The following is a 20,560-nucleotide window of genomic DNA, read 5'->3' as shown; positions in this document are numbered from 1 at the left end:
ATCGGTTCAATCGCTGCAGCGAGCAGCCGTCACTACCACTTCATCAGGTTGGCATCGTCAATATCAATCGATTCGCGATTGTTGAAGAACGAGATGAACAACGCCAGACCAACAGCTGCCTCAGCGGCCGCCACCGTCATGATGAAGAACACGAACACCTGTCCATCAAGGTTGCCCAGGTGACGTGAAAGGGCGACAAAGGAGAGGTTTACCGCGTTGAGCATCATTTCAATGCACATGAACACCACGATAGCGTTTTTGCGGGTCAGAACCCCGATGGTGCCGATGGAAAACAGCACTGCACTGACAAGCAGGTAATTGTTCAGGTTATCCATTATCATGCCACCTCTAGGAAAGTTTTTTCTTGGCGAGTACGACAGCGCCCACCATGGCAGCCAGCAGAAGGATCGAGGTGACCTCGAACGGCAACAGGAACTCGGTGAACATCACCGTACCGATCAGCTCGGTGTGGCCATACTGCGCAATCATCTCAGGGGTGATCGGGCCAGTCGGCGCAGCAACATTACCCTTGATGATGAACAGACCGGCCAGCAACAGGGTGACAATGCCGATGACACTGCCCAGTACGATCTGGTGAGTATGCTTTTTGTTGGCATCCACCCGGATATTGAGCAGCATGATGGTGAACACGATCAGAACCATGATAGCGCCGGCATAGACAATGATCTGGATGGCAGCCATGAACGGAGCGTCCAGCATGGCATAGTAGGTCGCCAGGCAGAAGAAGGTCAGCACCAGGGAGAGCGCACTGTTGATCGGGTTCTTGCAGGTGACGACCAGCAGGGCCGACACAATGGCCACGATGGTGACAATGGCGAAGAAGACAGATGTGATATCCATGTACTGCGCTCCTTTATTTCTTTTCTAAAAGTCGTTCCTTGGTGAAGACAAAATCTTCGCGGTGATAGTTGGCCAGCTCAAACTCGCCAGTCATCTTCAGTGCATCCACCGGGCAGGCTTCCACACAGTAACCGCAGAAGATACAACGCAGCATATCGATCTCATACTTTGCCGCAAACTTGTCGTGATTGGCATCCTCACCCGCCTCAACGGTAATGCACTTGGCAGGACAGACCGTGGGGCAGAGATAGCATGCAACGCACTTGGCCTTATTATGGGACACCTTAAGGGCGTGCAGACCGCGGAACCGTTCGGCAACCTTGGGACGCTCATCGGGATACATGAGCGTAACCGGTTTTTTGAACAGATGCCCAAAGGTGATCTTCATTCCTTGGATGATCGGCGTAAACGGATTCGGCATAACGTATTCCTTTATTGTTCCTGTCGTTCTTTGTTAAGTCTGAATTTTCTGGACAGTCTACATCCCGAAGAAGTCACTAAACGTGTAGAACCCGAAGTATCCGGCAATGGCCGTGATTGCGATGATGGCCAGGGTTGTCGGCAGCATGACCTTCCAGCCCAGCGCCATCAGCTGGTCATAACGATAGCGCGGCAGCGTGGCGCGAATCCACATGGCCATAAACATCAGGAAGTACACCTTAGCAACAAAGTACACTGGAGAAAGCAGCGGGAAGGTAGAAACAAACGGACCGTCCCAGCCACCAAGGAACATCGTTACCATCAAGGCACTTACCGTAACCATGTTGGCGTACTCGGCCATGAAAAACATGGCGTACTTCATTGATGAGTACTCGGTACAGAAACCAGAGACAAGCTCTGTCTCTGCCTCAGGAAGGTCAAACGGAACCCGGTTGATTTCAGCCAGGGTTGCCACATAGAAGATCATGCCGGCAACAAAGGTCATCGGGCTGTTCCAGATGAACCACTTCATGCCGACCTGTGCGTTCACGATCTCCTGCAGCGAGAGCGAGCCCACCAGCATGAAGACCGGAATAATAGCCAGGCCGGCAGCCAGTTCATAGGAAACCATCTGAGCGGAAGCCCGGAGGCCGCCCATCAGTGAGTACTTGCTGTTGGAAGCCCAGCCGGCCAGCACGATGCCGTACACACCCAGTGACGACATGGCCAGAACATAGAGCATACCGACATTGATATCTACGACCTTGCCAACACCGGCATCATAGTAACCAACGATCTGCAAGGGAACGTCATAACCGAAGACCGTGATCGTGGTGCCGAACGGGATGACGGCAAAAGTAATAAAGGCAGGTACCAAGGCGATCAGCGGCGCCAATAAAAAGGCGAATTTATTCGCTTCTGCAGGAATGATCTCTTCTTTGAAGAAAAGCTTCAAACCGTCAGCAATCGGCTGCAAAAGACCCTTGGGACCAGTGCGGTTCGGTCCGATACGCACCTGCATGAAACCGATAATCTTGCGCTCAGCGTAGGTCGCGTAAGCTACGGTCAGCAGCACGAACAAAAATGCAACCAGCACCTTCGCAACCATGGCGATGTAATAGTACAGCGGCAGTCCAAGAATTACGATGTCCATCGGTTCCTCTTTCCTTCTCTGGTAGCGTTAAGAGTCCAGTATCTCGTTACTTCGAAACAGTTACGCCGGTCACTGTCGAGCCTGACCACACTTGATTGATCGCAAAGTGGTAGGGAGCGAAGGCAACACCTTCAGCCATCCGTAGGCTGAGTCGCGCCTTCAGCTTGACGGAACCATTGGCGGAAGTGACATTCACTTCGTCACCATCTGCAATCTTCATCCGATTAGCATCGGCATTGGACAGCTCGATGTAGCCCTCAGGGCAGGCAGCTACCGTGCCCTCGCCATACAGCGACATGGTACCGCAGTGATAGAGAGCAGCGCCGGTCAGCAGGGCAATCTTATCCGACTCTACCTGTACGGCAGCAGCCACTGGCAGCACCAGAGCAGGCTTCACTGCAACCGGGGCAAAGACACCGTCGGCAGCAAGTGCGGCATAATCGATGCCAGCATAAGCCGGAATCTGGGCAAACACCTCAGCGGGTATCGCCGGAGCCTGGCCACCGAGTATACGAATCAGTTCACCATAGACAGCGAACTCGGCACGGCTCTGGCCAACGGCAGGTATAGCCGGCATCACCTTCTGCACACGACGGTCGGTGGCGGTAAAGGTACCCTCTTTTTCGGCGTAGGAGCAGACCGGCAGGACAACATCAGCCATTTGAGCCGTCTCAGTCAGGAACAGGTCGGCCACCACCAGGAACTCGGCCTTGTCCAGTGCGGTCTTGACCTTAGACTGATCAGGATAGGAAACAACCGGGTTCTCACCGGCAATCAGCAGGGTCTTGATGCTGCCATCGGCACAACCAGCCAGGATTTGCATGGCGTTCTTACCGCCAGCAGCCGGTACAAAGCCGGTATCAACCGCACCCTGGCTATTGTTCTTCTCCTGCAGCACCAGCAGGCCTGACCCTTCCTTACCCAGCTTGCCGGCCAATATGGCCAGGTTAGCCGCGGCGTGGGCTAGTTGGGCATCGTGTGCTGGGTAAGCAAGGCCGGCAGGAAGAATGACCAGGGCCTTTTCAGCTGCAGCGTAACTGCGAGCCAGCTCCCTGATCGACTCAGCACTGACACCACACTGTGCCGCCACCTGCTCAGGCGCAAAGGCAGTCAGGCCGGCAACCAGTTCAGCATAACCGGCAACCGATGCTGCTGCGCCAGCCAGGTTTTCGTCGATCAACACCTTGGCAATGGCATTCAACAGGGCCACTTCAGTGCCAGGCTTATGCAGCAGGGTACTTGCCTTAGGCAGCTTGCCCAGCTTGCCGCGCTTGTCAGAGATAATCTGCAGGCTGGCGCCTTTGTTCTTGACGGCCATATTGATCTCGAAACCAACCACCGGGTGGGTTTCATAGGCATCACTCTTGATGACCAGCAGCAGGTCGCTTTTCTGGATGTCAAGGATTGTAGCAGGAGCGGCAGCTACGCCAAAGCTCTTGGCCAGACCTTCTGTCAGGGCAGCGTGGCCATAACCGGCCGAATGGTCGATGTTGTCGCTACCAACCTGTTGCGTCATCAGCTGCTTGAGCAGCGACAACTCCTCGTTGGTCATACGCGGGGTGGCCAAAGCAGCGGCGGTATTGCCAGCGCCTTTCAACTTGGAGGCCACCAGCGACAGCGCCTCATCCCAACCGGCAGCAACCAGCTGGCCGTTTTTACGGATCAGGGGCGAGGTCAGACGCTTTTCTGAAGAGATGAACTGATAGCCAAAGCGACCACGGACACAGAGTTGACCGTTGTGGAAGCCCTGGTTCTCGTCGTAAACCGTGGTCAGGACCTTGTTGTCCTTGACCCCCAGTGTCACGCTGCAGCCGGTTCCGCAATAACCGCAGACGGATTGTTTCTTCTGCAGGGCCCAAAAACGGGATTTGAATTTAAAGGGACGGGCCAACAGAGCACCAACCGGGCAGACCGAGATACAGGAACCACAGAACTCGCAGGAGAGCGGCCCGTCGAACTCGGTGCCGATCTTGGTTTCAATGCCGCGGCTGATAAACGTCAATGCACCGCGGGAGACAATTTCATCACAGATCCGCACACACTTGCCGCACAACACGCAACGGTTCTGATCGCGCTCAATCAGCGGGTTGTTGTAGTCGATCTCATGATGGAATTTTTCATCACTGAGGCGGTTGACATTGACCTTGTGATCATAGGCCAAGTTCTGCAGTTCGCAGTCGCCACCCTTGTCGCAGACCGGACAGTCAAGCGGGTGATTGAGCATCAGCAGTTCCAGCACCAGTTTACGGGCCTTCTCGACCGGCGGGGTGCTGCTGCGCACGATCATCCCTTCGGTGACCGGGGTGGTACAGGCCGGAATCAGACGGCCCTTCATCTGCTCCACCTCGACCAGACACATCCGGCAGGCGCCGAACGGTTTTAGCTTCTTGTCATGGCAGAGGATCGGGATGTTGATACCGGCAGCCTTGGCGGCCTCGTAAATGGTTGCATCTTTTGCAACCTGAACCTGCTTGTCGTCTATCGTCAGAGTGACCATCAAAGACCTCGATTGCTGGAGTTTACGTGGGTACCGTGATTACTCAATCGCCATGAAACGACAGGCGTCATAACAGGACTTACACTTGGTGCACTTTTCCTTGTCCAGGTAGGCGATCTGTCCTTTTTCCCAGACGATGGCATCTACCGGACAGACCTTCTTACAAGCGCCGCACTTGACACACTTGTCCTCCACCACCTGCCACAGCAACAACTCCTTGCAGCAGTTGGAGGGACACCGTTTATTATCGATGTGGGCCTCATATTCGTCGCGGAAGTAACGGATAGTGGAGAGCACCGGGTTAGGGGCAGTCTGCCCCAGACCGCACAGCGAGGCCTGCTTGATGGTGCTGCCCAGGTCGAGGAGCATCTCGATATCGCCTTCACGACCATTACCTTCAGTGATCCGGATCAGAATATCCAGCATCGCTTTGAGGCCGATCCGGCAGGGCACGCATTTACCGCAGGACTCCATCCGGGTAAAGTTCAAGAAAAATTTGGAGACGTCGACCATGCAGGTGGTTTCGTCCATGACTACCAGGCCGCCGGAGCCCATCATGGCGCCGGCCTTGATCAACGAGTCGTAGTCTACCGGTGTATCCAGGATCTCAGCCGGGATACAACCGCCTGAGGGGCCGCCGGCCTGTACGGCCTTGAACTTACGGTTGTTGAGGATACCGCCGCAGACGTCGTAGATAACCGAGCGTACCGTCATACCGGCCGGCACTTCCACCAGGCCGGTGTGCTTGACCTTGCCGGTCACGGCAAAGATCTTGGTGCCTTTGGTGGTGTCGGTGCCGATGCCGGCGTACCAGTCGGCACCGTTGTTGATGATGTGGCGGACGTTGCCGAAGGTTTCGACGTTGTTGATGTTTGAAGGGTTCTGCCAAAGGCCCTTGACAGCCGGGAACGGCGGACGGGGCCGCGGCATGCCGCGCTCACCCTCAATGGAGGCCATCAGGGCGGTTTCCTCACCACAGACGAAGGCACCGGCGCCTTTTTTGATCCGCATATCATACTCGAAGCCGAGTCCCATGCAGTTCTTGCCCAGGTAGCCCTTTTCGTAGCAGGTATCGATCGCCTTTTGAAGCCGCTCGATGGCCAGCGGATACTCGGCCCGCACATACACATAACCGAACTGGGCGCCGATGGCGTACCCTGCGATCATCATCCCTTCAATGATGCAGTAGGGGTCGCCTTCCAGGATCGAACGGTCCATAAAGGCACCCGGGTCACCCTCGTCGGCGTTACAAATGATATACTTGTGGTCTCCTGGTGAGGCGGCGCAGAAAGACCATTTCAGGCCCGTAGGGAAACCGCCGCCGCCGCGGCCACGCAGGCCGGACTTTTTGACCTCTTCGATCACCTCGGCCGGCTTCATGGTCTTGATACACTTCTCAATGGCCTTGAAACCATCGGTTGCCAGATAGGCATCGAGCGATTCGGCGTCGATGTGACCGCAACCGGACATACACACACGGCGCTGAGCATCGACGAACTGGTTGTAGTAGGGCTTGGCCTTACGCTTCTCCAGCGGCTCACCCTTAAGTATATGCTCCTCAACCAGTTGAGCAACCTCTTCAGGCTGGACAAAGTCATAGGTGATGCAGCCCTTGTCGTCAACGATGTCAACCAGCACGTCGTTGGCACAGAGACCACGGCAACCGGTCTTGACGATATCGCAGCGTTTGCCGACCGTAGCGGCAATCCCCTTTTCGGCAATCACCCGATTGAACTCGGCCTCCACCTTCTTGGCTCCGGCGGAGATGCCACCTGTTCCCTGGCAGATCAATATCTTGATAGCTTCAGCCATGTGTTCTGTCCCCTGACGAACGTCCCGTAGTTAGAGCGGGAGCGAAGAATAGTCCTTGATGATCTCATCAACCTTCTGAACGGTCATCTTTCCATAGGTATCATCGTTGACCATGGCCAACGGCGCCATACCACAGGCACCAAGACAAGCGACCAGTTCAAAGGTAAAGCGACGGTCCGGGCTCGTTTCAGCATGACCGATACCGAGACGTTCATAGAAGGTCTCGCGAATTCGCTCGGCTCCCAGAACGTGACAGGCTGTCCCCATACAGACCCGGATGATGTACTTACCGCGGGGCTTCAGGTGGAACTGTGCATAAAAAGTCAATACGCCATAAATCTGGCTGGGATAGACATTCAACCGTTCGGCCACCAAAGCGACGGCATCCTTGGGCACATAGCCATACGCATCTTGAATACCCTGTAGTACGGGCATCAGGTTGCCAGGAATGTCCTTATATTTCTCGATGACCTCTTCAGCAAGAGCTGGTTCAAAAACCGTCTCTTCCATTTCAGCTTCTTGTGCGACAGCAACCGCTTCACTCATCGGCGGCGTCTCCTTTTCCGGTCTCGGGTTAGCGGTCGATCTCGCCCAGCACGATATCCAAGGTTCCGATCACAGCAACCAAGTCGGCAATCATACTGCCTTTGGACATCTTCTCAATGGCCTGCAGGTTGACGAATGAAGGCGGACGCACTCTCATCCGGTAGGGCTTGGAACTACCATCGCTAACGATGTAGTAGCCCAGTTCACCCTTGGGAGCCTCGATGCCCATATAGACCTCGCCCTCAGGAACCGGATACCCTTCGCTGGCGATCTTGAAGTGATGGATCAGCCCTTCAATCGAGTTGTAGACCGAATCCTTGGGGGGATAGCAGACCTGCGGGGCATCGGCCAGCACCGGACCGGGCTTGAGCCGCTCAAGAGCCTGATTAACGATTTTGCAGGCTTCACGCATCTCAACCAAGCGAACCTTGTAGCGGTCGTAGGTATCACAATTCTCACCAGTCGGAACCTGGAACTGGTAGGTTTCATAACCGGCGTAGGGGATGTCACGACGCAGGTCAAAATCCACCCCGGAACCGCGCAGTGCCGGACCGGTAATACCGATATCAGTGGCATCCTCTGCAGAGATGACGCCATTACCAATGGTACGCTTACGCCAGATCGGGTTGTTGGTCAGCAGCCCCTCATAGGTATCCAGATAACCGGGCATCACTGCCATGAAATCGCGGACCTTTTTCTCAAACTCAGCCGGTACATCCTGGCTGAGACCGCCAGCTCTGAAGAAGTTGGAGGTCATACGAGCGCCGGAGATCAGCTCGTAAATCTCCATTATTGTTTCACGCTCACGGAAGGCATAGATAAAGACCGTCATGGCGCCAATATCCAAGGCATGACAAGCCAGCCAGACCAAATGCGACTGCAGGCGGGTCAGTTCAGCCATAATGATTCTGACTGTCTGGGCACGCTCTGGAACATCAATTCCCAGCAGTTTTTCAACAGCTAGAATATAGCCCAGATTGTTGCTCATCGGGGCCAGGTAGTCCAGACGGTCGGTCAACGGCAAGGTTTGATGGTAGGTGCGGTACTCGGACAGCTTTTCCACCCCGCGGTGCAGATAACCGATATCCGGATCAATCTTCAGGATGGTTTCACCATCCAGCTCGATCAGCATACGCAAAACGCCGTGGGTACTGGGGTGTTGCGGCCCCATGTTAATTGTCATTATTTCATTAGCCATGTATAGCCTCGTCTGCTCGTAAAGTTCGTTACGTTGTTATCAGGAAAGGCGACCCTTGTACGGCTCACGATCAGGCCCTTGCAGCGGATAGTCCTTACGCAACGGATGCCCGACCCAGTCAGGGGTCATCAGGATACGTCGCAGATCAGGGTGCTTGTCAAAGGTGATACCGAACAGATCGAACACCTCGCGCTCGAGCCAGTTGGCCGAGGCAAAGGCCTGCGTTGCGCTCTCGATACGGCAATCCGATTCACTGACCGGGGCCTTGATCCGGATACGATCCTTGTGGGCCACCGACGTCAGCTGATAGACCATCATAAAGCGTTCTTCAAACTTACCCAGATAGTCAATCGCCGTCACATCGGTCAACATGGAGAAGGCGCACTCCGTTTTCAGGAAGGCCAACACCGCGATGATCTCTTCCTTCTTGACCGTGACGATCCAGTCACCGCGGTCTTCCTTGACCTCCAGAATGGAGGCAGCGAACTTGCCTTGCAGCTTTTCAACGGCGCGATTTGTGTCTGCCATAGCGTCGAAACCTTTTCAGTAGTTGTGAATTAGTAGCAACCGAATCTGTTAGACCGTAGAGACCCGGTCACCCAGGCCAAACGCCGAACCAAACGAGTTGGCTTCCTGCATGATCTTGTCTTGCAGCTTTGTCAGACCAAACAGCAAAGCCTCGGGACGCGGGGGACAACCAGGGATATAGACATCAACCGGCAGCGCCTCATCGATACCCTGCACCACGCTATAGGTATCAAAAACGCCGCCCGAACAGGCGCAGGCACCCATGGCAACAACCCACTTCGGCTCCGGCATCTGCTCGTAAACCGTCTTGATAACCGGCAGCATCTTCTTGGTGACTGTGCCGGCAATGATGATACAGTCGGCCTGGCGCGGCGAAGCCCGGAAAATAATACCGAAACGGTCAAGGTCGTTATGAGACGCGCCAGTTGCCATCATTTCAATGGCACAGCAGGCCAGACCAAAGGTCATCGGCCAGATGGACGACTTGCGGGTCCAGTTGACCAACTTGTCAAGGGACGTAACGGTGACGTTACCACCGAGCGACTGATTTACTCCCATTCCAGTGCTCCTTTTTTCCAGACATAGATATAACCGACAAAGAGAATCACAATAAACAGACCCATCTCCATCAGACCGAACAGACCGAGCTTCTTGTAGAGAATAGCCCAAGGGTAGAGGAAGACCGCTTCAATATCGAACAGGATAAACAGCATGGCGATCAGATAAAACTTGATCGAAAACCGCTCACGCGCTGTGCCGATCGGCTCACAACCGCACTCGTAGGGCGCAACCTTGACCGGCGTAATCTTTTTCTCGCCAATCAAGGAGGAAAACACCACTGAGCCGAGACCAAAGGCAATCGCCACGCCCAGCAGAACGAGGATGGGTAGATAGATTCCAAGCATGCGTTACAACCTCCCCAATCTGATAAATCAAGTAGTTACAAAGTATACTGTATACAAAACGACCCAAACCTATTTCATTTGACTCTCAATTGTCAAGCACTTTTTCCCTCTTTTTTTCACTATTGACACTGGCTTAAAATCGGTTTTGCCACCCGCCTTATGTGTGGCTGACCCCACTGATATTCTTCAGTCAGGTTGGCGTGCAACACGACAGAGAAGCAATTGACAAAGCGCTCGCACACCGCTACAAACGTAACGCCTTGACACTTACCAGGAGGTCGTCTCCCATGCTCCACACCCGCTCCAGCTCCCTTTTCAATCGCGCCAAGCAGATCATTCCGGGCGGCGTCAACAGCCCGGTGCGAGCCTTTAAATCGGTGGGCGCCGACCCGCTGTTCATCAAAAGGGCATCAGGCAGTCACATTTTTGACGAAGACGGCAACAGCTATATCGATTACGTCGGCTCTTGGGGACCGATGATCCTGGGGCACTGCCATCCCCAGGTTGTGGCGGCGGTCAAGCAATGCATGGAAAACGGCTCCAGCTTCGGCGCCCCCACCGAACTAGAGATCACCTTGGCTCAGATGGTGATCGATGCCGTTCCCTCCATTGAGATGGTACGCATGGTCAGCTCCGGCACCGAAGCCACCATGAGTGCCATCCGCGTGGCACGTGGCTATACCGGTCGCGATAAGATCCTCAAATTCTCCGGCTGCTACCATGGCCATGCCGACGCGCTGCTGGTCAAGGCAGGCTCCGGCGCCGCCACCTTCGGCGTGCCCGACTCACCCGGCGTGCCGGCCGATTTTGCCAAACACACCCTTACCGCAGAGTACAACAGCCTCGACTCGGTCAAGCAGTTGCTGACCGAGAACCCAGATCAAGTGGCCTGCATCATCCTTGAACCGGTGGCAGGCAACATGGGCACCGTTCCTCCCCGCCCCGGTTTTCTGGAAGGGCTGCGGGAGCTGTGCACCAATCAAGGGATCGTGCTAATCTTTGATGAGGTGATGTCCGGCTTCCGGGTAGCCTACGGCGGCGCCCAATCACTGTACGGCGTAACACCTGACATGACCACCCTGGGCAAGATCATCGGCGGCGGCCTGCCGGTGGGCGCCTTTGGCGGCAAGCGCGAAATCATGGAAAAGCTCTCCCCCTCCGGCGGCATCTACCAGGCCGGCACCCTGTCCGGCAACCCACTGGCCATGACCGCCGGTATCGAGACCCTCAAACTGCTGCAACAGCCCGGCTTCTACCAGCAACTTGAAGAGAAGAGCGCGGCTCTGTCTGAAGGCATCAGCCAGGCAGCCAAAGCCGCCGGCTACCCGCTCTTTAGCACCCGGGTCGGCAGCATGTTCTGCGCCTTCTTCACCAAAGGCGAGGTCTTTGACTGGCCGACGGCATCGGCCTGCGACACTGCCGCCTTTGCCACCTACTTCAAAGCAATGCTCAACGAAGGGGTCTACCTGGCCCCCTCGCAATTTGAAACCGCCTTCATATCAATCAGCCACAGCCAGGCAGAGATTGACACCACTATTGCCGCCGCGGCCAAATGCTTCAAGCTGCTCGCCTGATCCATGAAGTGATTGACAGCTGTCGCTGCGGTGTGGTATTAAGCACAGGTTTTGTATGCAATCCTGCCGAGGAGGAGGTCAACGTGGGTGAATTTCGTGACCTTTTCCGTAGCGCGGGATTGGTTTCCAGCATGGGCCTGTCGGTGGTCATCGCCATTGCCATTGGCGTCTGGTTCGGCCTGACCCTGGATCGCTGGTGGGGTACCGCCCCTTGGTTCTTCTATATTTTCATGTTCATCGGCATCGCTGCCGGCTTCAGGAACATCCACCTGATCGCCAGCCGTGAACTGCGCAAGAGCCGAGACGATGAAAACGGATAATCTGGCCGCGCTGTTAATTGGTGGCAGCTTTGTCCTGCTGGTGCTCCTGGCAGGCATCAGTTTCTTTGCATTCAGCACCGCTGTTGCGGTCAGCGCCACGGCAGGCGGCGTTATCGCCATCATCAATCTGCTCTGGCAGCGACGCACCCTGGGAAGCCTGCTGACCTTGACCCCAGCCGAACGCCCCGTAGCGTCGGCCATGGTCCGCTTCCTGATCAGAATATCGTTGACGGCCCTGGCCCTCTACCTGATCATCACCTCCCGCTGGTTCTCAGTCTGGGGGTTACTGGCCGGGCTGTCGGTGACGGTGTTCTGTCTATTCGGTCTTACGTTATACGTTGCCATACAGACGAAGGAGAATGAGTCATGATCCACCCCTTGATCTTCCTTGATTTCTTCCGCAAGCTCCTCGAGCCTCTGCATATTGGTGATGCTGCGGTCTATGCCATCGCCTACACCTGGCTGATCATCATCGCCCTGCTGATCGTTTCGCTGCTGGCAACCCGCGCCATTCGCGAGGTACCCAAGGGACTCCAGAACTTCATGGAGATCATTGTGGACGGCATCGAAAACATGATCACCGAGTCGATGGGAGAAAAGGGTCGCCCCTTCTTCCCGTTGATCGCTACCCTGGCCCTGTTCATCTTGGTCTCCAACCTGATCGGCCTGATCCCCGGCTTTTTCCCGCCGACCGCCAACATTAACACCACCGCAGCCTGTGCCGTGGTGGTATTTGTTGCCACCCATGTGGTCGGTGTGCGTAACCACGGCTTCCACTATGTGCATCATTTCATGGGTCCGATCATCTGGCTGGCTCCGCTGATGTTTTTCATCGAAGTGATCGGCCACCTGTCCCGTGTGCTGTCGCTGACCCTGCGTCTGTTCGGCAACATGCAGGGCCACGAACTGGTGCTGATGATCTTCTTTACCCTGGGCGCCAAGTACTATCTGCCCCTGGCCCCGCTGCCTATGATGCTGATGGGTATCCTGGTTTCCTTTATCCAGGCCTTTGTCTTCATGCTGCTGGCCATGATCTACATTCAAGGCTCCCTCGAGGAAGCTCACTAATTTATCACTCCTATACTGTTTAGGAGCACACACCACACGGAGGTAGTACGATGGAATTTTTCACTATGTGTATGCTGGCAGCAGGTTTTGGTATGGCAATCGGTGCATTCGGTACCGGCATCGGTCAAGGACTGGCTGTTAGCCGCGCCGTAGAAGGCGTTTCCCGCAACCCCGGCGCTTCCGGTAAAATCATGACCATCATGCTGATCGGTCTGGCCATGATCGAGTCCCTGGCAATCTACGTTCTGGTTGTCTGCCTGATCATCCTGTTTGCCAACCCCTATGCAAAGGTTGCCGAAGAGGCCCTGAAGCTGGTGGTCAAGTAAGCACCCGCTTTAGTAGCTAAGCAATAAAAAAGGCGACCGATTTACGGTCGCCTTTTTTATTGTCTCAACCACACGCCACATCAACTCACTTTGACGCTTCATCCAGGGAGGTCACTACCACTGCAGATGGCTCACTGGAGAGCAGCAGTTCATCCCAACGTCTGACCAGCATCCGCACTACATAACGATAGCGGGTGCCCGGCTGTACGTTTTGATCGAGATACCGGCTTGCACCCAGGGTGGTTGCCAGCGGCTGGAAGGGCAGTTCCTCATCGCCGGCGGCACGGTAGATCGCATAGCCTACCAACTCGGCGTTGTCAGGCACCGTTCCCTGCATCTCCAACTCAACCACCCCACCGTGCTGAATCGTGGCATTGACCGATGGCGTAGGCGGTGCCGCGCAAACCTGGGCCCGCACCGTTTCAACGGCTGCTCCGGCCTCTCCATCGGCACCGACCGCCACCATTCGGTACTGATAGCGCTTACCCTGCTGCACGTCGCTATCCAGCAGCACCAACCGCTTACCAAACGTTCGCGCCGGGTCAGGAAATGCGGGGTCAATCCGCAGCGGCGGCTGATAATCCCGGGGGCACCTCCCGCACTCGCCGATCTCATCAGGCTTCAGTTCACGACGCTGTATCTCAATGACGAACGGCGACTGCAGACCGCGTCCACGCAGGTCGCGGCCGGGCAGATTAAAAGAGAGCTGCAGGCTGCTGCCACGCTGCTCCAGCTGCACCGCCTGCGGCGCCTCGGGCACCAACAGGTCCGGATAGACCAACGGCCCCTTTTTGCCGCATCCGCTCAAGGTCAACAGACCGGCCACGGCGAGGCCGACCGGGAGTCGTAACACTGGTTGCATGCTATTTCCCCTCACGGCTGCAGCGAATCTCTGCCTCAACCCGTCTGCGGGCGGTGCCACCGATTACGTCGCGTGCATTTACGCTGGCCTCGACCGTAATGACACTGAAGATGTCGTCACTGAAATGGGGAGAAAACAGCTGCCACTCCGCCAATGAGAGATCGGTAATATCCATCTCGTTTTCGACACAGTAGGCCACGGCCTTGCCCACCGCTTCGTGGGCATCGCGGAACGGCAGTCCTTTGCGCACCAGATAGTCAGCAACGTCGGTGGCGGTGGAGAACCCCTGGCCTGCCGCCTTGGCCATGGCAGTGGCATTGACCCGCATCTCCCTAACCATGTCACCGAAGATCTTCAGGCTGCCCTTGACGGTATCGATGGTGTCGAACAGCGGCTCTTTATCTTCCTGCATATCCTTGTTGTAGGCCAGTGGCAGCGCCTTCATCACCGTCAGTAGCGCCATCAGGTTACCGTAGACCCGTCCGGTTTTGCCCCGCACCAGTTCAGGCACGTCAGGATTTTTCTTCTGAGGCATGATGGAGGAGCCGGTGCAGAAACCGTCAGACAGCTCCACAAAACGAAAGGCGCTGGTGGACCAGAGGATCAGTTCTTCGGAAAAGCGGGACAGGTGCATCATCAAAATCGAAGACGCAGCCAGGAATTCGATGGCAAAGTCGCGATCAGAAACTGAATCGAGCGAATTGCGGGTCACGGACGGGAAATCCAGCTGTTCGGCAACATACTCACGGTCGATCAGAAAGGTGGTGCCTGCCAGCGCACCGGCCCCCAACGGCATGACATTGACCCGCTTGAAGCAGTCTTCCATGCGCGCCTTGTCACGCTTGAACATCTCGACGTAGGCCAGCAGATGGTGTGAAAACAGAATCGGCTGGGCAGACTGCAGGTGGGTGAAACCGGGCATGACCACATCCAGGTTGGCCGAGGCCTGCTCCAGCAGTGCGTCGATCAGCATATCCAGGTAGGCGGTGATCTCCACGATCTCATCCCGCAGATAGAGCCGGATATCCAGTGCCACCTGATCATTGCGGGAACGGCCGGTGTGCAGCCGTTTGCCGGCCTCACCGATCCGTTGCGACAAACGGGCCTCGATATTCATATGAATATCTTCCAGTCCGATCGAAAAATCGAACGTGCCGGCCTCAATCTGCTCCAGGATATCCTTCAGCCCCTGGACGATCGACTCCACATCCTGCTGCGGGATGATTCCCTGACGGCCCAACATCCGGGCATGGGCCATCGAACCACGTATATCCTGATGATAGAGGCGTTTATCGAACTCGATCGACGCGGTGAACTCTTCTACGAACTTGTCGGTGGGCTGAGTAAACCGCCCTCCCCAAAGTTTATCGTGGGACATGACCCTCTACTCCTTCTCTGAATGCTTGAGGTTCTTCAGCCAGCCAGTAACCTTCGGTCGGCTCTGCGGCGGGAATCTTTTCCCAGCCGCCGTCTGCACTGCGCGCCATGATACTGTGCACCTTGAGCGGCACCCGCGAGCTGCGCGGGTCAAGCTCATGGTGCAGCGGCAGGTTAAAATACAGTAATCGGGTGGCACTGCCAAACCTGAGTCGGCAGACCGGCGCATGGTCAAAGGTGTCCGTGCGGAATTCGCTGAACTGGACCTGTGCCAACCGGTGGCGTCGGTTGATCACCACCGCAGCGTGACCAAACCCCTGCGGCACGGTTGTGCCGTCAATCATGGTCTCGCCGGAGGTGTTGCCGAAGACCGTCACCGTTTCACGCACACCGGGCAGATCCTCCAGATACTCACCGTAAAATCCGCAGACCACATCACGGTAGGCAGAATGGTCAGGCTTGGGTGTACATTGGATCACAAACAGCGCGTCCAGCCCCTGGCGAGTGTTGAAGTAAAGCTGATTGGCGTGATCGATGATCTGCTTGATATTGGACTGGTACAGGTTGCGATACAGGTAATCAAGGCAGATGATCGCCATAAAGTTGAAGCAGGACGGCCGACTACGCAACAAGTAGAAATGGCGGCCACGGTACAGGTCGCGATGCTTGTCGATGAACTCCTCGCCATGAAACGGGTGGCTCTTGGCCTCCAGAAAGACCCGCAGCCTGCCGTCAGCCTCCTTGATCACAATGGCACACCAGTTTACCGGCATCGCCAGCACATCACCGGCGTCGATGTCACGCTCCACCAGCTCGATCGCCTCGGCATTGTCGTCACGAAACCGCTCAAGCAGGGTCCGATACTCTTCCAACGCCACATGTTCGAGGCCGATCATGGTGACGGTGTTGGGGCGAAAGGTCTGCTGCACCTGCTGCAGGAAGTCGTCAAAGCGGTTGACCGGCAGACAAGACTCAGGAAACAGCAAGAAGTGCAGCTTCTTGAGATTTCCCTCCCCCTGGGCCACCAGCTCCAGCACCGAGCGGACATCCCGCCACTGCTGCTCCTGCTCAACCGGCAGGCGCCCGCCACCGGTGTGTAGGTGGTTGGGAAGCTGCGCGATCAGACAGTGCAGGTGGTGCCCCAATGGGAACTGCAGGTTGACCTTTTTTTCAATGATCTCCGGCATGGTCAGCTCACGGTCCAACAGGACAGTTGAGATCAGGAAACACCTTGGTCAGGATGTGACGCGTGCCGTCCGGCATCGGGTAACGGGCCAGCTCATGACGCGGCACCCACTGTGCTTCGTCCACCTCATCCTGATTATGGTTCACAACCGTATGCATCGGCCAGCAGCGGTAAAACAGGATGATGTAGTGGCAGTTTTCCTCACCCGGGGTGACATGCTCAAAGACATCGATCAGATCGCCGACCTCAACCGCCAGACCGACCTCTTCATCCACCTCGCGCCTGAGTGCCACCGCAATCGGTTCGCCCAGGTCGATCTTACCGCCAGGCATGACCCACATCCCCTTAAAGGGGGGGATGCTCCTCCTGGTGAGGAGCACCCGTTCCTGGTCGTCAATGATCACCGCCACCACCGAGGTGACGATATGTTCCTTCCGGAACCGCTGCTGGGTCACACCCTACTTCTTGCCCTGCATCAGGGAGCGGATCCGCAGCCGCAGCGAGTTGATCTTGATGAACCCTTCGGCATCGGCCTGGTTGTAGACCTGATCCTTCTCAAAGGTGGCAAAATCCAGATTGAACAGCGAGTTGGTCTCGGATTTGCGACCCACGGTACGACAATGTCCCTTGTACAGCTTGATCCGGGCCACCCCGTTGACGGTCTTCTGGGAATCGTCGATCAGGGTCTGCAGCATCTCCCGTTCCGGCGAGAACCAGTAGCCGGCATAGACCAGACGGGCGTATTCGGGGATCAGTGAATCGCGAATCCGCATCACCTCACGGTCCATGGTGATCTGCTCCACCGCCATGTGAGCCTCGCGCAGAATGGTGCCACCAGGGGTCTCATACACGCCGCGGGACTTCATGCCCACCGAACGGTTCTCCAGCAGGTCCACCCGGCCGATACCATGTTCGCCGCCGATGAAATTCAGGTGGGCCAGCAGCTGGGCCGGCGACATCTTGACGCCGTCAACGGCAACGGCATTGCCGTTCCTGAACTCGATCTCCACGTACTGCGGCTTGTTGGGGGCCTTTTCCGGCTTCTTGGTCAGCACGTACATCTCTTCCGGCGCCTCTGCCCAGGTATCCTCCAGGATGCCGCCTTCAAACGAAATATGCAGCAGGTTACGGTCTGAGGACCAGGGGCGCTTCTTGGTGATCGGAATCGGGATGTCGTTCTTCTTGGCGTAGGCAATCAGGGCCTTGCGGCTGTTGAGCTTCCACTCCCGCCAGGGGGCGATCACCTTGATGGCAGGGTCGAAATGGTAGTAGGCCAGCTCAAAGCGGACCTGGTCGTTGCCCTTACCGGTGGCGCCGTGGGAAACGGCGTCACAGCCCTCAAGCTTTGCAATCTCCATCTGGCGCTTGGCGATCAGCGGCCGGGCGATGGAAGTACCCAGCAGGTAGTGCCCCTCATAGATAGCATTGGCCCGGAACATCGGGTAGACAAAGTCTTTGACAAACTCTTCCTTCAAGTCATCGATATAGACCGTGCTGGCACCGGTTTTGAGGGCCTTCTCACGGACCGGATCCAATTCGTCCCCTTGCCCCAAGTCGGCGGAGAAGGTGACGATCTCGGCGCCGTACTCGTTCTTGAGCCACTTAAGGATAATCGAGGTATCCAGGCCGCCGGAGTAGGCCAGCACAATTTTTTTTGCATCGAGCTTCGGTTTTGCCATGGTGTGTCTCCTTAAAAATTCCTGTCGTTATCCGGTTTCAGTTCAAGGATGATCTCAAGGCGGCGAGGAATTCGGCGACGAGGCGTACACGAAGTACGTTGAGGAGCCGAAGACAAGCCAACGAAGAGAGCACCTTGAAATGGAAGCGGAGTTACATCAGCGTGGCCATGATGGCCTTTTGTATATGCAGTCTGTTTTCCGCCTCGTCCCAGACAACAGAACGGGGACCTTCGATCACGCTGTCACTGATCTCCTCGCCACGGTGGGCAGGCAGACAGTGCAGCACAACACTCTCAGGGTGGGCCAACGCCATCAGCCGGTCATCCACGCAGTACCCCTGAAAGGCGAGTTCACGCTGTTTCTGCTCAGCCTCCTGGCCCATGCTGGCCCAAACATCGGTATTGATGACATGGGCACCCCGTACCGCCTCGTGCGGGTCTTCTGTGATGGTAATGCTGCCGGTGCCTTGGGCCTGGGCCCATTGCAGCACCTCTTGGTCTGGCTGATAGCCCTGGGGGCAGGCCAGTGCCAGATCGAAGCCCAGGATGGCGGCCGCCTCGATCCAGGTGTTGGCCATGTTGTTGCCGTCACCGACCCAGGCAAACCTCAGCCCCTGATAGCCGCCCTTGTGCTCGATCACGGTCTGCAGATCGGACAGGATCTGGCAGGGGTGGTAGAGGTCGGTCAGGCCGTTGATCACCGGTACGCTGGAGTAGCGGGCGAACTCATCCACGATCTCCTGGCCGAAGGTACGGATCATCACCCCGTCGCAGTAGCGGGACATCACCCGGGCGCTGTCCTTAATCGGTTCGCCCCGCCCCATCTGGGAGTTGGCCGACGAGATGAACAGGCCATGCCCGCCCAGCTGGAACATCCCCACTTCAAATGAGATACGGGTGCGGGTAGAGGCCTTCTCGAAGATCATCGCCAGGGTCTTGCCCTTCAGCAGCTGATGCTCGATGCCGTTTTGTTGCTTCTGCTTCAGCTCTGCCGCCAACATCAGCAGGCCGTCCAACTCCTGTTTCGTGTAATCCCGCAGTCGCAGGAAGTGCCGGGTCATGCCTCAATCTCCTTGAATATGCCATCCAGAATCTCGATCATCCGGTTAACCTCCTGCTTGGTTACGATCAACGCAGGCACAAAGCGCAGCACCGTATCGTGGGTCACATTCAGCAGCAGGCCCTGTTGATGGCCCTTTTTGACGATATCAGCGCCGGTAATGCTGAGCGACATACCGATCATCAGGCCGATGCCGCGCACCTCCCTGACAAAGGGGTACCGCGCCCCCAGGGTCTCCAGCTCACCATGCAGATACTCACCCATCTCTTCGGCCCGGTTCAGAAGCCCCTCTTCCAGAATGGCACGTACCGTCGCTATCGCTGCGGCCGTCACCAGCGGATTACCGCCAAAGGTGGAGCCGTGGGTGCCGGGGGAGAAGGAAGCGGCCACCTGATCTGTCGCCAGCATGGTGCCGATCGGTGCGCCGCCAGCCAGGGCCTTGGCCAGGGTCATGATGTCCGGCGTGATGCCGAAATGTTCATGGGCGAACAGTTTGCCGGTGCGGCCCATCCCCACCTGCACCTCGTCCAGGATCAAGAGCAGCCGGTGGCGATCACACAGCTCGCGCACCCCTTGCATATACTCGACCGTCGGGATGTTGATGCCGCCCTCGCCCTGGATCGGCTCCAGCATGACGGCACAGGTCAGCGGTGTAATGGCGGCCTCCAGGGCAGCCAGGTCATTGAACGGCACATGGGCAAAGCCGTGCAAAAGCGGATCAAAGAAGCGCTGCACCTTCTCCTGGCCGGTGGCCGAGACGGTGGCCATGGTGCGGCCATGGAACGAATCAGCCGCAGTGATGATCCCGTAGCGTTCAGGGTTGTCGAAGGTCTCACGACTGTATTTGCGGGCCAGTTTGATGGCCGCCTCATTGGCCTCGGCCCCGCTGTTGCAGAAGAAGGCCTTGTCGGCAAAGCAGTGGTTACAGAGCAGCTCGGCCAACTCAATCTGCTGGGGGATCTGGTAGTAGTTGGAGCAGTGGATCAGGCTGGCGGCCTGTTCCTGCAACGCCTTGACCACCTTGGGGTGGCAGTGTCCCAGGTTGTTGACCGCCACTCCGGCCAGAAAATCCAGGTATTCCTTGCCATCGGCATCCCACAGCCGGCAGCCTTCGCCCCGTACCGGTGCAATCGGGTAGCGGCCATAGGTCTTCATGATGTAGCTGTCTGATTTTTCAACCCATTGTTGG

General features: G+C 56.5%; 23 protein-coding genes. 5 read left to right on the top strand and 18 right to left on the bottom strand.

All coding sequences use genetic code 11. From position 1 onward, the window contains the following. Positions 1-32 precede the first annotated feature (32 nt). The 11 genes from nuoK to RBQ93_RS01025 are packed head-to-tail and all read right to left on the bottom strand — an operon-like array spanning position 33 to position 9,920. Positions 33-335 carry an NADH-quinone oxidoreductase subunit NuoK gene (nuoK, locus tag RBQ93_RS01075; protein ID WP_320370146.1) on the bottom strand — a complete coding sequence of 101 codons (303 nt, stop codon included), beginning with the start codon at positions 333-335 and terminating at the stop codon, positions 33-35. 13 nt (positions 336-348) lie between these two features. Next, positions 349-861, bottom strand: a complete 513-nt coding sequence (locus RBQ93_RS01070; RefSeq protein WP_320370145.1) for an NADH-quinone oxidoreductase subunit J — start codon at positions 859-861, stop codon at positions 349-351. Positions 862-874: 13 nt separating this feature from the next. After that, positions 875-1,297, bottom strand: a complete 423-nt coding sequence (nuoI, locus tag RBQ93_RS01065) for an NADH-quinone oxidoreductase subunit NuoI (protein WP_320370242.1) — start codon at positions 1,295-1,297, stop codon at positions 875-877. Between the two features lie 42 nt (positions 1,298-1,339). After that, entirely contained in the window at positions 1,340-2,434 is a 1,095-nt protein-coding gene (gene nuoH / locus RBQ93_RS01060) for an NADH-quinone oxidoreductase subunit NuoH (protein WP_320370144.1), read from the bottom strand. A gap of 46 nt (positions 2,435-2,480) precedes the next feature. Next, positions 2,481-4,931, bottom strand: a complete 2,451-nt coding sequence (gene nuoG, locus RBQ93_RS01055) for an NADH-quinone oxidoreductase subunit NuoG (RefSeq protein ID WP_320370143.1) — start codon at positions 4,929-4,931, stop codon at positions 2,481-2,483. 39 nt (positions 4,932-4,970) lie between these two features. Then, the gene (nuoF, locus tag RBQ93_RS01050) at positions 4,971-6,743 is read right to left on the bottom strand and encodes an NADH-quinone oxidoreductase subunit NuoF (protein WP_320370142.1); all 1,773 of its coding nucleotides are present in this window, start codon (positions 6,741-6,743) and stop codon (positions 4,971-4,973) included. A 30-nt stretch (positions 6,744-6,773) separates the two neighbouring features. Continuing rightward, positions 6,774-7,289 (bottom strand): NADH-quinone oxidoreductase subunit NuoE, encoded by a 516-nt coding sequence (gene nuoE / locus RBQ93_RS01045; RefSeq protein ID WP_320370141.1) that lies wholly within the window; start codon positions 7,287-7,289, stop codon positions 6,774-6,776. Between the two features lie 28 nt (positions 7,290-7,317). Next, positions 7,318-8,487: an NADH dehydrogenase (quinone) subunit D gene (gene nuoD, locus RBQ93_RS01040; protein WP_320370140.1), complete on the bottom strand. Its 1,170-nt coding sequence runs from the start codon at positions 8,485-8,487 to the stop codon at positions 7,318-7,320. 39 nt (positions 8,488-8,526) lie between these two features. Further along, positions 8,527-9,015, bottom strand: a complete 489-nt coding sequence (locus tag RBQ93_RS01035; RefSeq protein ID WP_320370139.1) for an NADH-quinone oxidoreductase subunit C — start codon at positions 9,013-9,015, stop codon at positions 8,527-8,529. Positions 9,016-9,063: 48 nt separating this feature from the next. Further along, a complete protein-coding gene (locus tag RBQ93_RS01030) occupies positions 9,064-9,573 on the bottom strand; it encodes an NADH-quinone oxidoreductase subunit B family protein (RefSeq protein ID WP_320370138.1) in 510 nt (169 codons plus the stop codon). After that, positions 9,564-9,920 (bottom strand): NADH-quinone oxidoreductase subunit A, encoded by a 357-nt coding sequence (locus RBQ93_RS01025; RefSeq protein ID WP_320370137.1) that lies wholly within the window; start codon positions 9,918-9,920, stop codon positions 9,564-9,566. The genes RBQ93_RS01030 and RBQ93_RS01025 overlap by 10 nt, the downstream gene beginning before the upstream one ends. 287 nt (positions 9,921-10,207) lie before the next feature. Between RBQ93_RS01025 and hemL the strand changes: the two genes are divergently transcribed. The 5 genes from hemL (at position 10,208) to atpE (ending at position 13,208) form a co-directional block, all read left to right on the top strand. Further along, positions 10,208-11,494, top strand: a complete 1,287-nt coding sequence (gene hemL, locus RBQ93_RS01020; RefSeq protein WP_320370136.1) for a glutamate-1-semialdehyde 2,1-aminomutase — start codon at positions 10,208-10,210, stop codon at positions 11,492-11,494. A gap of 83 nt (positions 11,495-11,577) precedes the next feature. After that, the gene (locus tag RBQ93_RS01015) at positions 11,578-11,814 is read left to right on the top strand and encodes an AtpZ/AtpI family protein (protein WP_320370135.1); all 237 of its coding nucleotides are present in this window, start codon (positions 11,578-11,580) and stop codon (positions 11,812-11,814) included. Then, a complete protein-coding gene (locus RBQ93_RS01010) occupies positions 11,801-12,184 on the top strand; it encodes an ATP synthase subunit I (protein WP_320370134.1) in 384 nt (127 codons plus the stop codon). The genes RBQ93_RS01015 and RBQ93_RS01010 overlap by 14 nt, the downstream gene beginning before the upstream one ends. Continuing rightward, on the top strand, positions 12,181-12,882 hold the full coding sequence (gene atpB, locus RBQ93_RS01005) for a F0F1 ATP synthase subunit A (RefSeq protein WP_320370133.1): 702 nt from the start codon (positions 12,181-12,183) through the stop codon (positions 12,880-12,882). The genes RBQ93_RS01010 and atpB overlap by 4 nt, the downstream gene beginning before the upstream one ends. Before the next feature lie 50 nt (positions 12,883-12,932). Continuing rightward, positions 12,933-13,208, top strand: coding sequence for an ATP synthase F0 subunit C (gene atpE / locus RBQ93_RS01000; protein WP_320370132.1), 276 nt, complete (start codon positions 12,933-12,935; stop codon positions 13,206-13,208). 85 nt (positions 13,209-13,293) lie between these two features. On the opposite strand, the gene RBQ93_RS00995 is transcribed toward atpE, so the two are convergent. From RBQ93_RS00995 to RBQ93_RS00965, 7 genes are all read right to left on the bottom strand, one after another. Beyond that, on the bottom strand, positions 13,294-14,070 hold the full coding sequence (locus RBQ93_RS00995; protein ID WP_320370131.1) for a hypothetical protein: 777 nt from the start codon (positions 14,068-14,070) through the stop codon (positions 13,294-13,296). A 1-nt stretch (position 14,071) separates the two neighbouring features. Continuing rightward, positions 14,072-15,448 carry an argininosuccinate lyase gene (gene argH / locus RBQ93_RS00990; protein ID WP_320370130.1) on the bottom strand — a complete coding sequence of 459 codons (1,377 nt, stop codon included), beginning with the start codon at positions 15,446-15,448 and terminating at the stop codon, positions 14,072-14,074. After that, positions 15,435-16,634 carry a hypothetical protein gene (locus RBQ93_RS00985; protein WP_320370129.1) on the bottom strand — a complete coding sequence of 400 codons (1,200 nt, stop codon included), beginning with the start codon at positions 16,632-16,634 and terminating at the stop codon, positions 15,435-15,437. Before RBQ93_RS00985 ends, argH begins: the two co-directional genes overlap by 14 nt. A 7-nt stretch (positions 16,635-16,641) precedes the next feature. After that, positions 16,642-17,088 (bottom strand): NUDIX hydrolase, encoded by a 447-nt coding sequence (locus tag RBQ93_RS00980; protein WP_320370128.1) that lies wholly within the window; start codon positions 17,086-17,088, stop codon positions 16,642-16,644. Between the two features lie 3 nt (positions 17,089-17,091). Then, positions 17,092-18,312, bottom strand: a complete 1,221-nt coding sequence (locus RBQ93_RS00975) for an argininosuccinate synthase (protein WP_320370127.1) — start codon at positions 18,310-18,312, stop codon at positions 17,092-17,094. Positions 18,313-18,463: 151 nt separating this feature from the next. After that, positions 18,464-19,372 (bottom strand): ornithine carbamoyltransferase, encoded by a 909-nt coding sequence (gene argF / locus RBQ93_RS00970; RefSeq protein ID WP_320370126.1) that lies wholly within the window; start codon positions 19,370-19,372, stop codon positions 18,464-18,466. Continuing rightward, positions 19,369-20,526 carry an acetylornithine transaminase gene (locus RBQ93_RS00965; RefSeq protein ID WP_413818345.1) on the bottom strand — a complete coding sequence of 386 codons (1,158 nt, stop codon included), beginning with the start codon at positions 20,524-20,526 and terminating at the stop codon, positions 19,369-19,371. The genes argF and RBQ93_RS00965 overlap by 4 nt, the downstream gene beginning before the upstream one ends. Between the last annotated feature and the right edge of the window lie 34 nt (positions 20,527-20,560).

It is taken from the genome of Trichlorobacter sp., assembly GCF_034008105.1.
Taxonomy (GTDB): Bacteria; Desulfobacterota; Desulfuromonadia; order Geobacterales; family Pseudopelobacteraceae; genus Trichlorobacter.
The sequence above is the reverse complement of the archived record's forward strand: the minus strand, read 5'-3'. Positions and strand labels throughout refer to the sequence as shown.

Excerpts from the sequence above, each read along its gene's own strand:
- nuoK (WP_320370146.1), bottom strand. The coding sequence starts at position 335 with ATGGATAACCTGAACAATTACCTGCTTGTCAGTGCAGTGCTGTTTTCC.
- RBQ93_RS01070 (WP_320370145.1), bottom strand. The coding sequence starts at position 861 with ATGGATATCACATCTGTCTTCTTCGCCATTGTCACCATCGTGGCCATT.
- nuoH (WP_320370144.1), bottom strand. The coding sequence starts at position 2,434 with ATGGACATCGTAATTCTTGGACTGCCGCTGTACTATTACATCGCCATG.
- nuoG (WP_320370143.1), bottom strand. The coding sequence starts at position 4,931 with ATGGTCACTCTGACGATAGACGACAAGCAGGTTCAGGTTGCAAAAGAT.
- nuoF (WP_320370142.1), bottom strand. The coding sequence starts at position 6,743 with ATGGCTGAAGCTATCAAGATATTGATCTGCCAGGGAACAGGTGGCATC.
- nuoE (WP_320370141.1), bottom strand. The coding sequence starts at position 7,289 with ATGAGTGAAGCGGTTGCTGTCGCACAAGAAGCTGAAATGGAAGAGACG.
- nuoD (WP_320370140.1), bottom strand. The coding sequence starts at position 8,487 with ATGGCTAATGAAATAATGACAATTAACATGGGGCCGCAACACCCCAGT.
- RBQ93_RS01035 (WP_320370139.1), bottom strand. The coding sequence starts at position 9,015 with ATGGCAGACACAAATCGCGCCGTTGAAAAGCTGCAAGGCAAGTTCGCT.
- RBQ93_RS01030 (WP_320370138.1), bottom strand. The coding sequence starts at position 9,573 with ATGGGAGTAAATCAGTCGCTCGGTGGTAACGTCACCGTTACGTCCCTT.
- RBQ93_RS01025 (WP_320370137.1), bottom strand. The coding sequence starts at position 9,920 with ATGCTTGGAATCTATCTACCCATCCTCGTTCTGCTGGGCGTGGCGATT.
- hemL (WP_320370136.1), top strand. The coding sequence starts at position 10,208 with ATGCTCCACACCCGCTCCAGCTCCCTTTTCAATCGCGCCAAGCAGATC.
- RBQ93_RS01010 (WP_320370134.1), top strand. The coding sequence starts at position 11,801 with ATGAAAACGGATAATCTGGCCGCGCTGTTAATTGGTGGCAGCTTTGTC.
- atpB (WP_320370133.1), top strand. The coding sequence starts at position 12,181 with ATGATCCACCCCTTGATCTTCCTTGATTTCTTCCGCAAGCTCCTCGAG.
- atpE (WP_320370132.1), top strand. The coding sequence starts at position 12,933 with ATGGAATTTTTCACTATGTGTATGCTGGCAGCAGGTTTTGGTATGGCA.
- RBQ93_RS00995 (WP_320370131.1), bottom strand. The coding sequence starts at position 14,070 with ATGCAACCAGTGTTACGACTCCCGGTCGGCCTCGCCGTGGCCGGTCTG.
- argH (WP_320370130.1), bottom strand. The coding sequence starts at position 15,448 with ATGTCCCACGATAAACTTTGGGGAGGGCGGTTTACTCAGCCCACCGAC.
- RBQ93_RS00985 (WP_320370129.1), bottom strand. The coding sequence starts at position 16,634 with ATGCCGGAGATCATTGAAAAAAAGGTCAACCTGCAGTTCCCATTGGGG.
- RBQ93_RS00975 (WP_320370127.1), bottom strand. The coding sequence starts at position 18,312 with ATGGCAAAACCGAAGCTCGATGCAAAAAAAATTGTGCTGGCCTACTCC.
- argF (WP_320370126.1), bottom strand. The coding sequence starts at position 19,372 with ATGACCCGGCACTTCCTGCGACTGCGGGATTACACGAAACAGGAGTTG.
- RBQ93_RS00965 (WP_413818345.1), bottom strand. The coding sequence starts at position 20,526 with ATGAAGACCTATGGCCGCTACCCGATTGCACCGGTACGGGGCGAAGGC.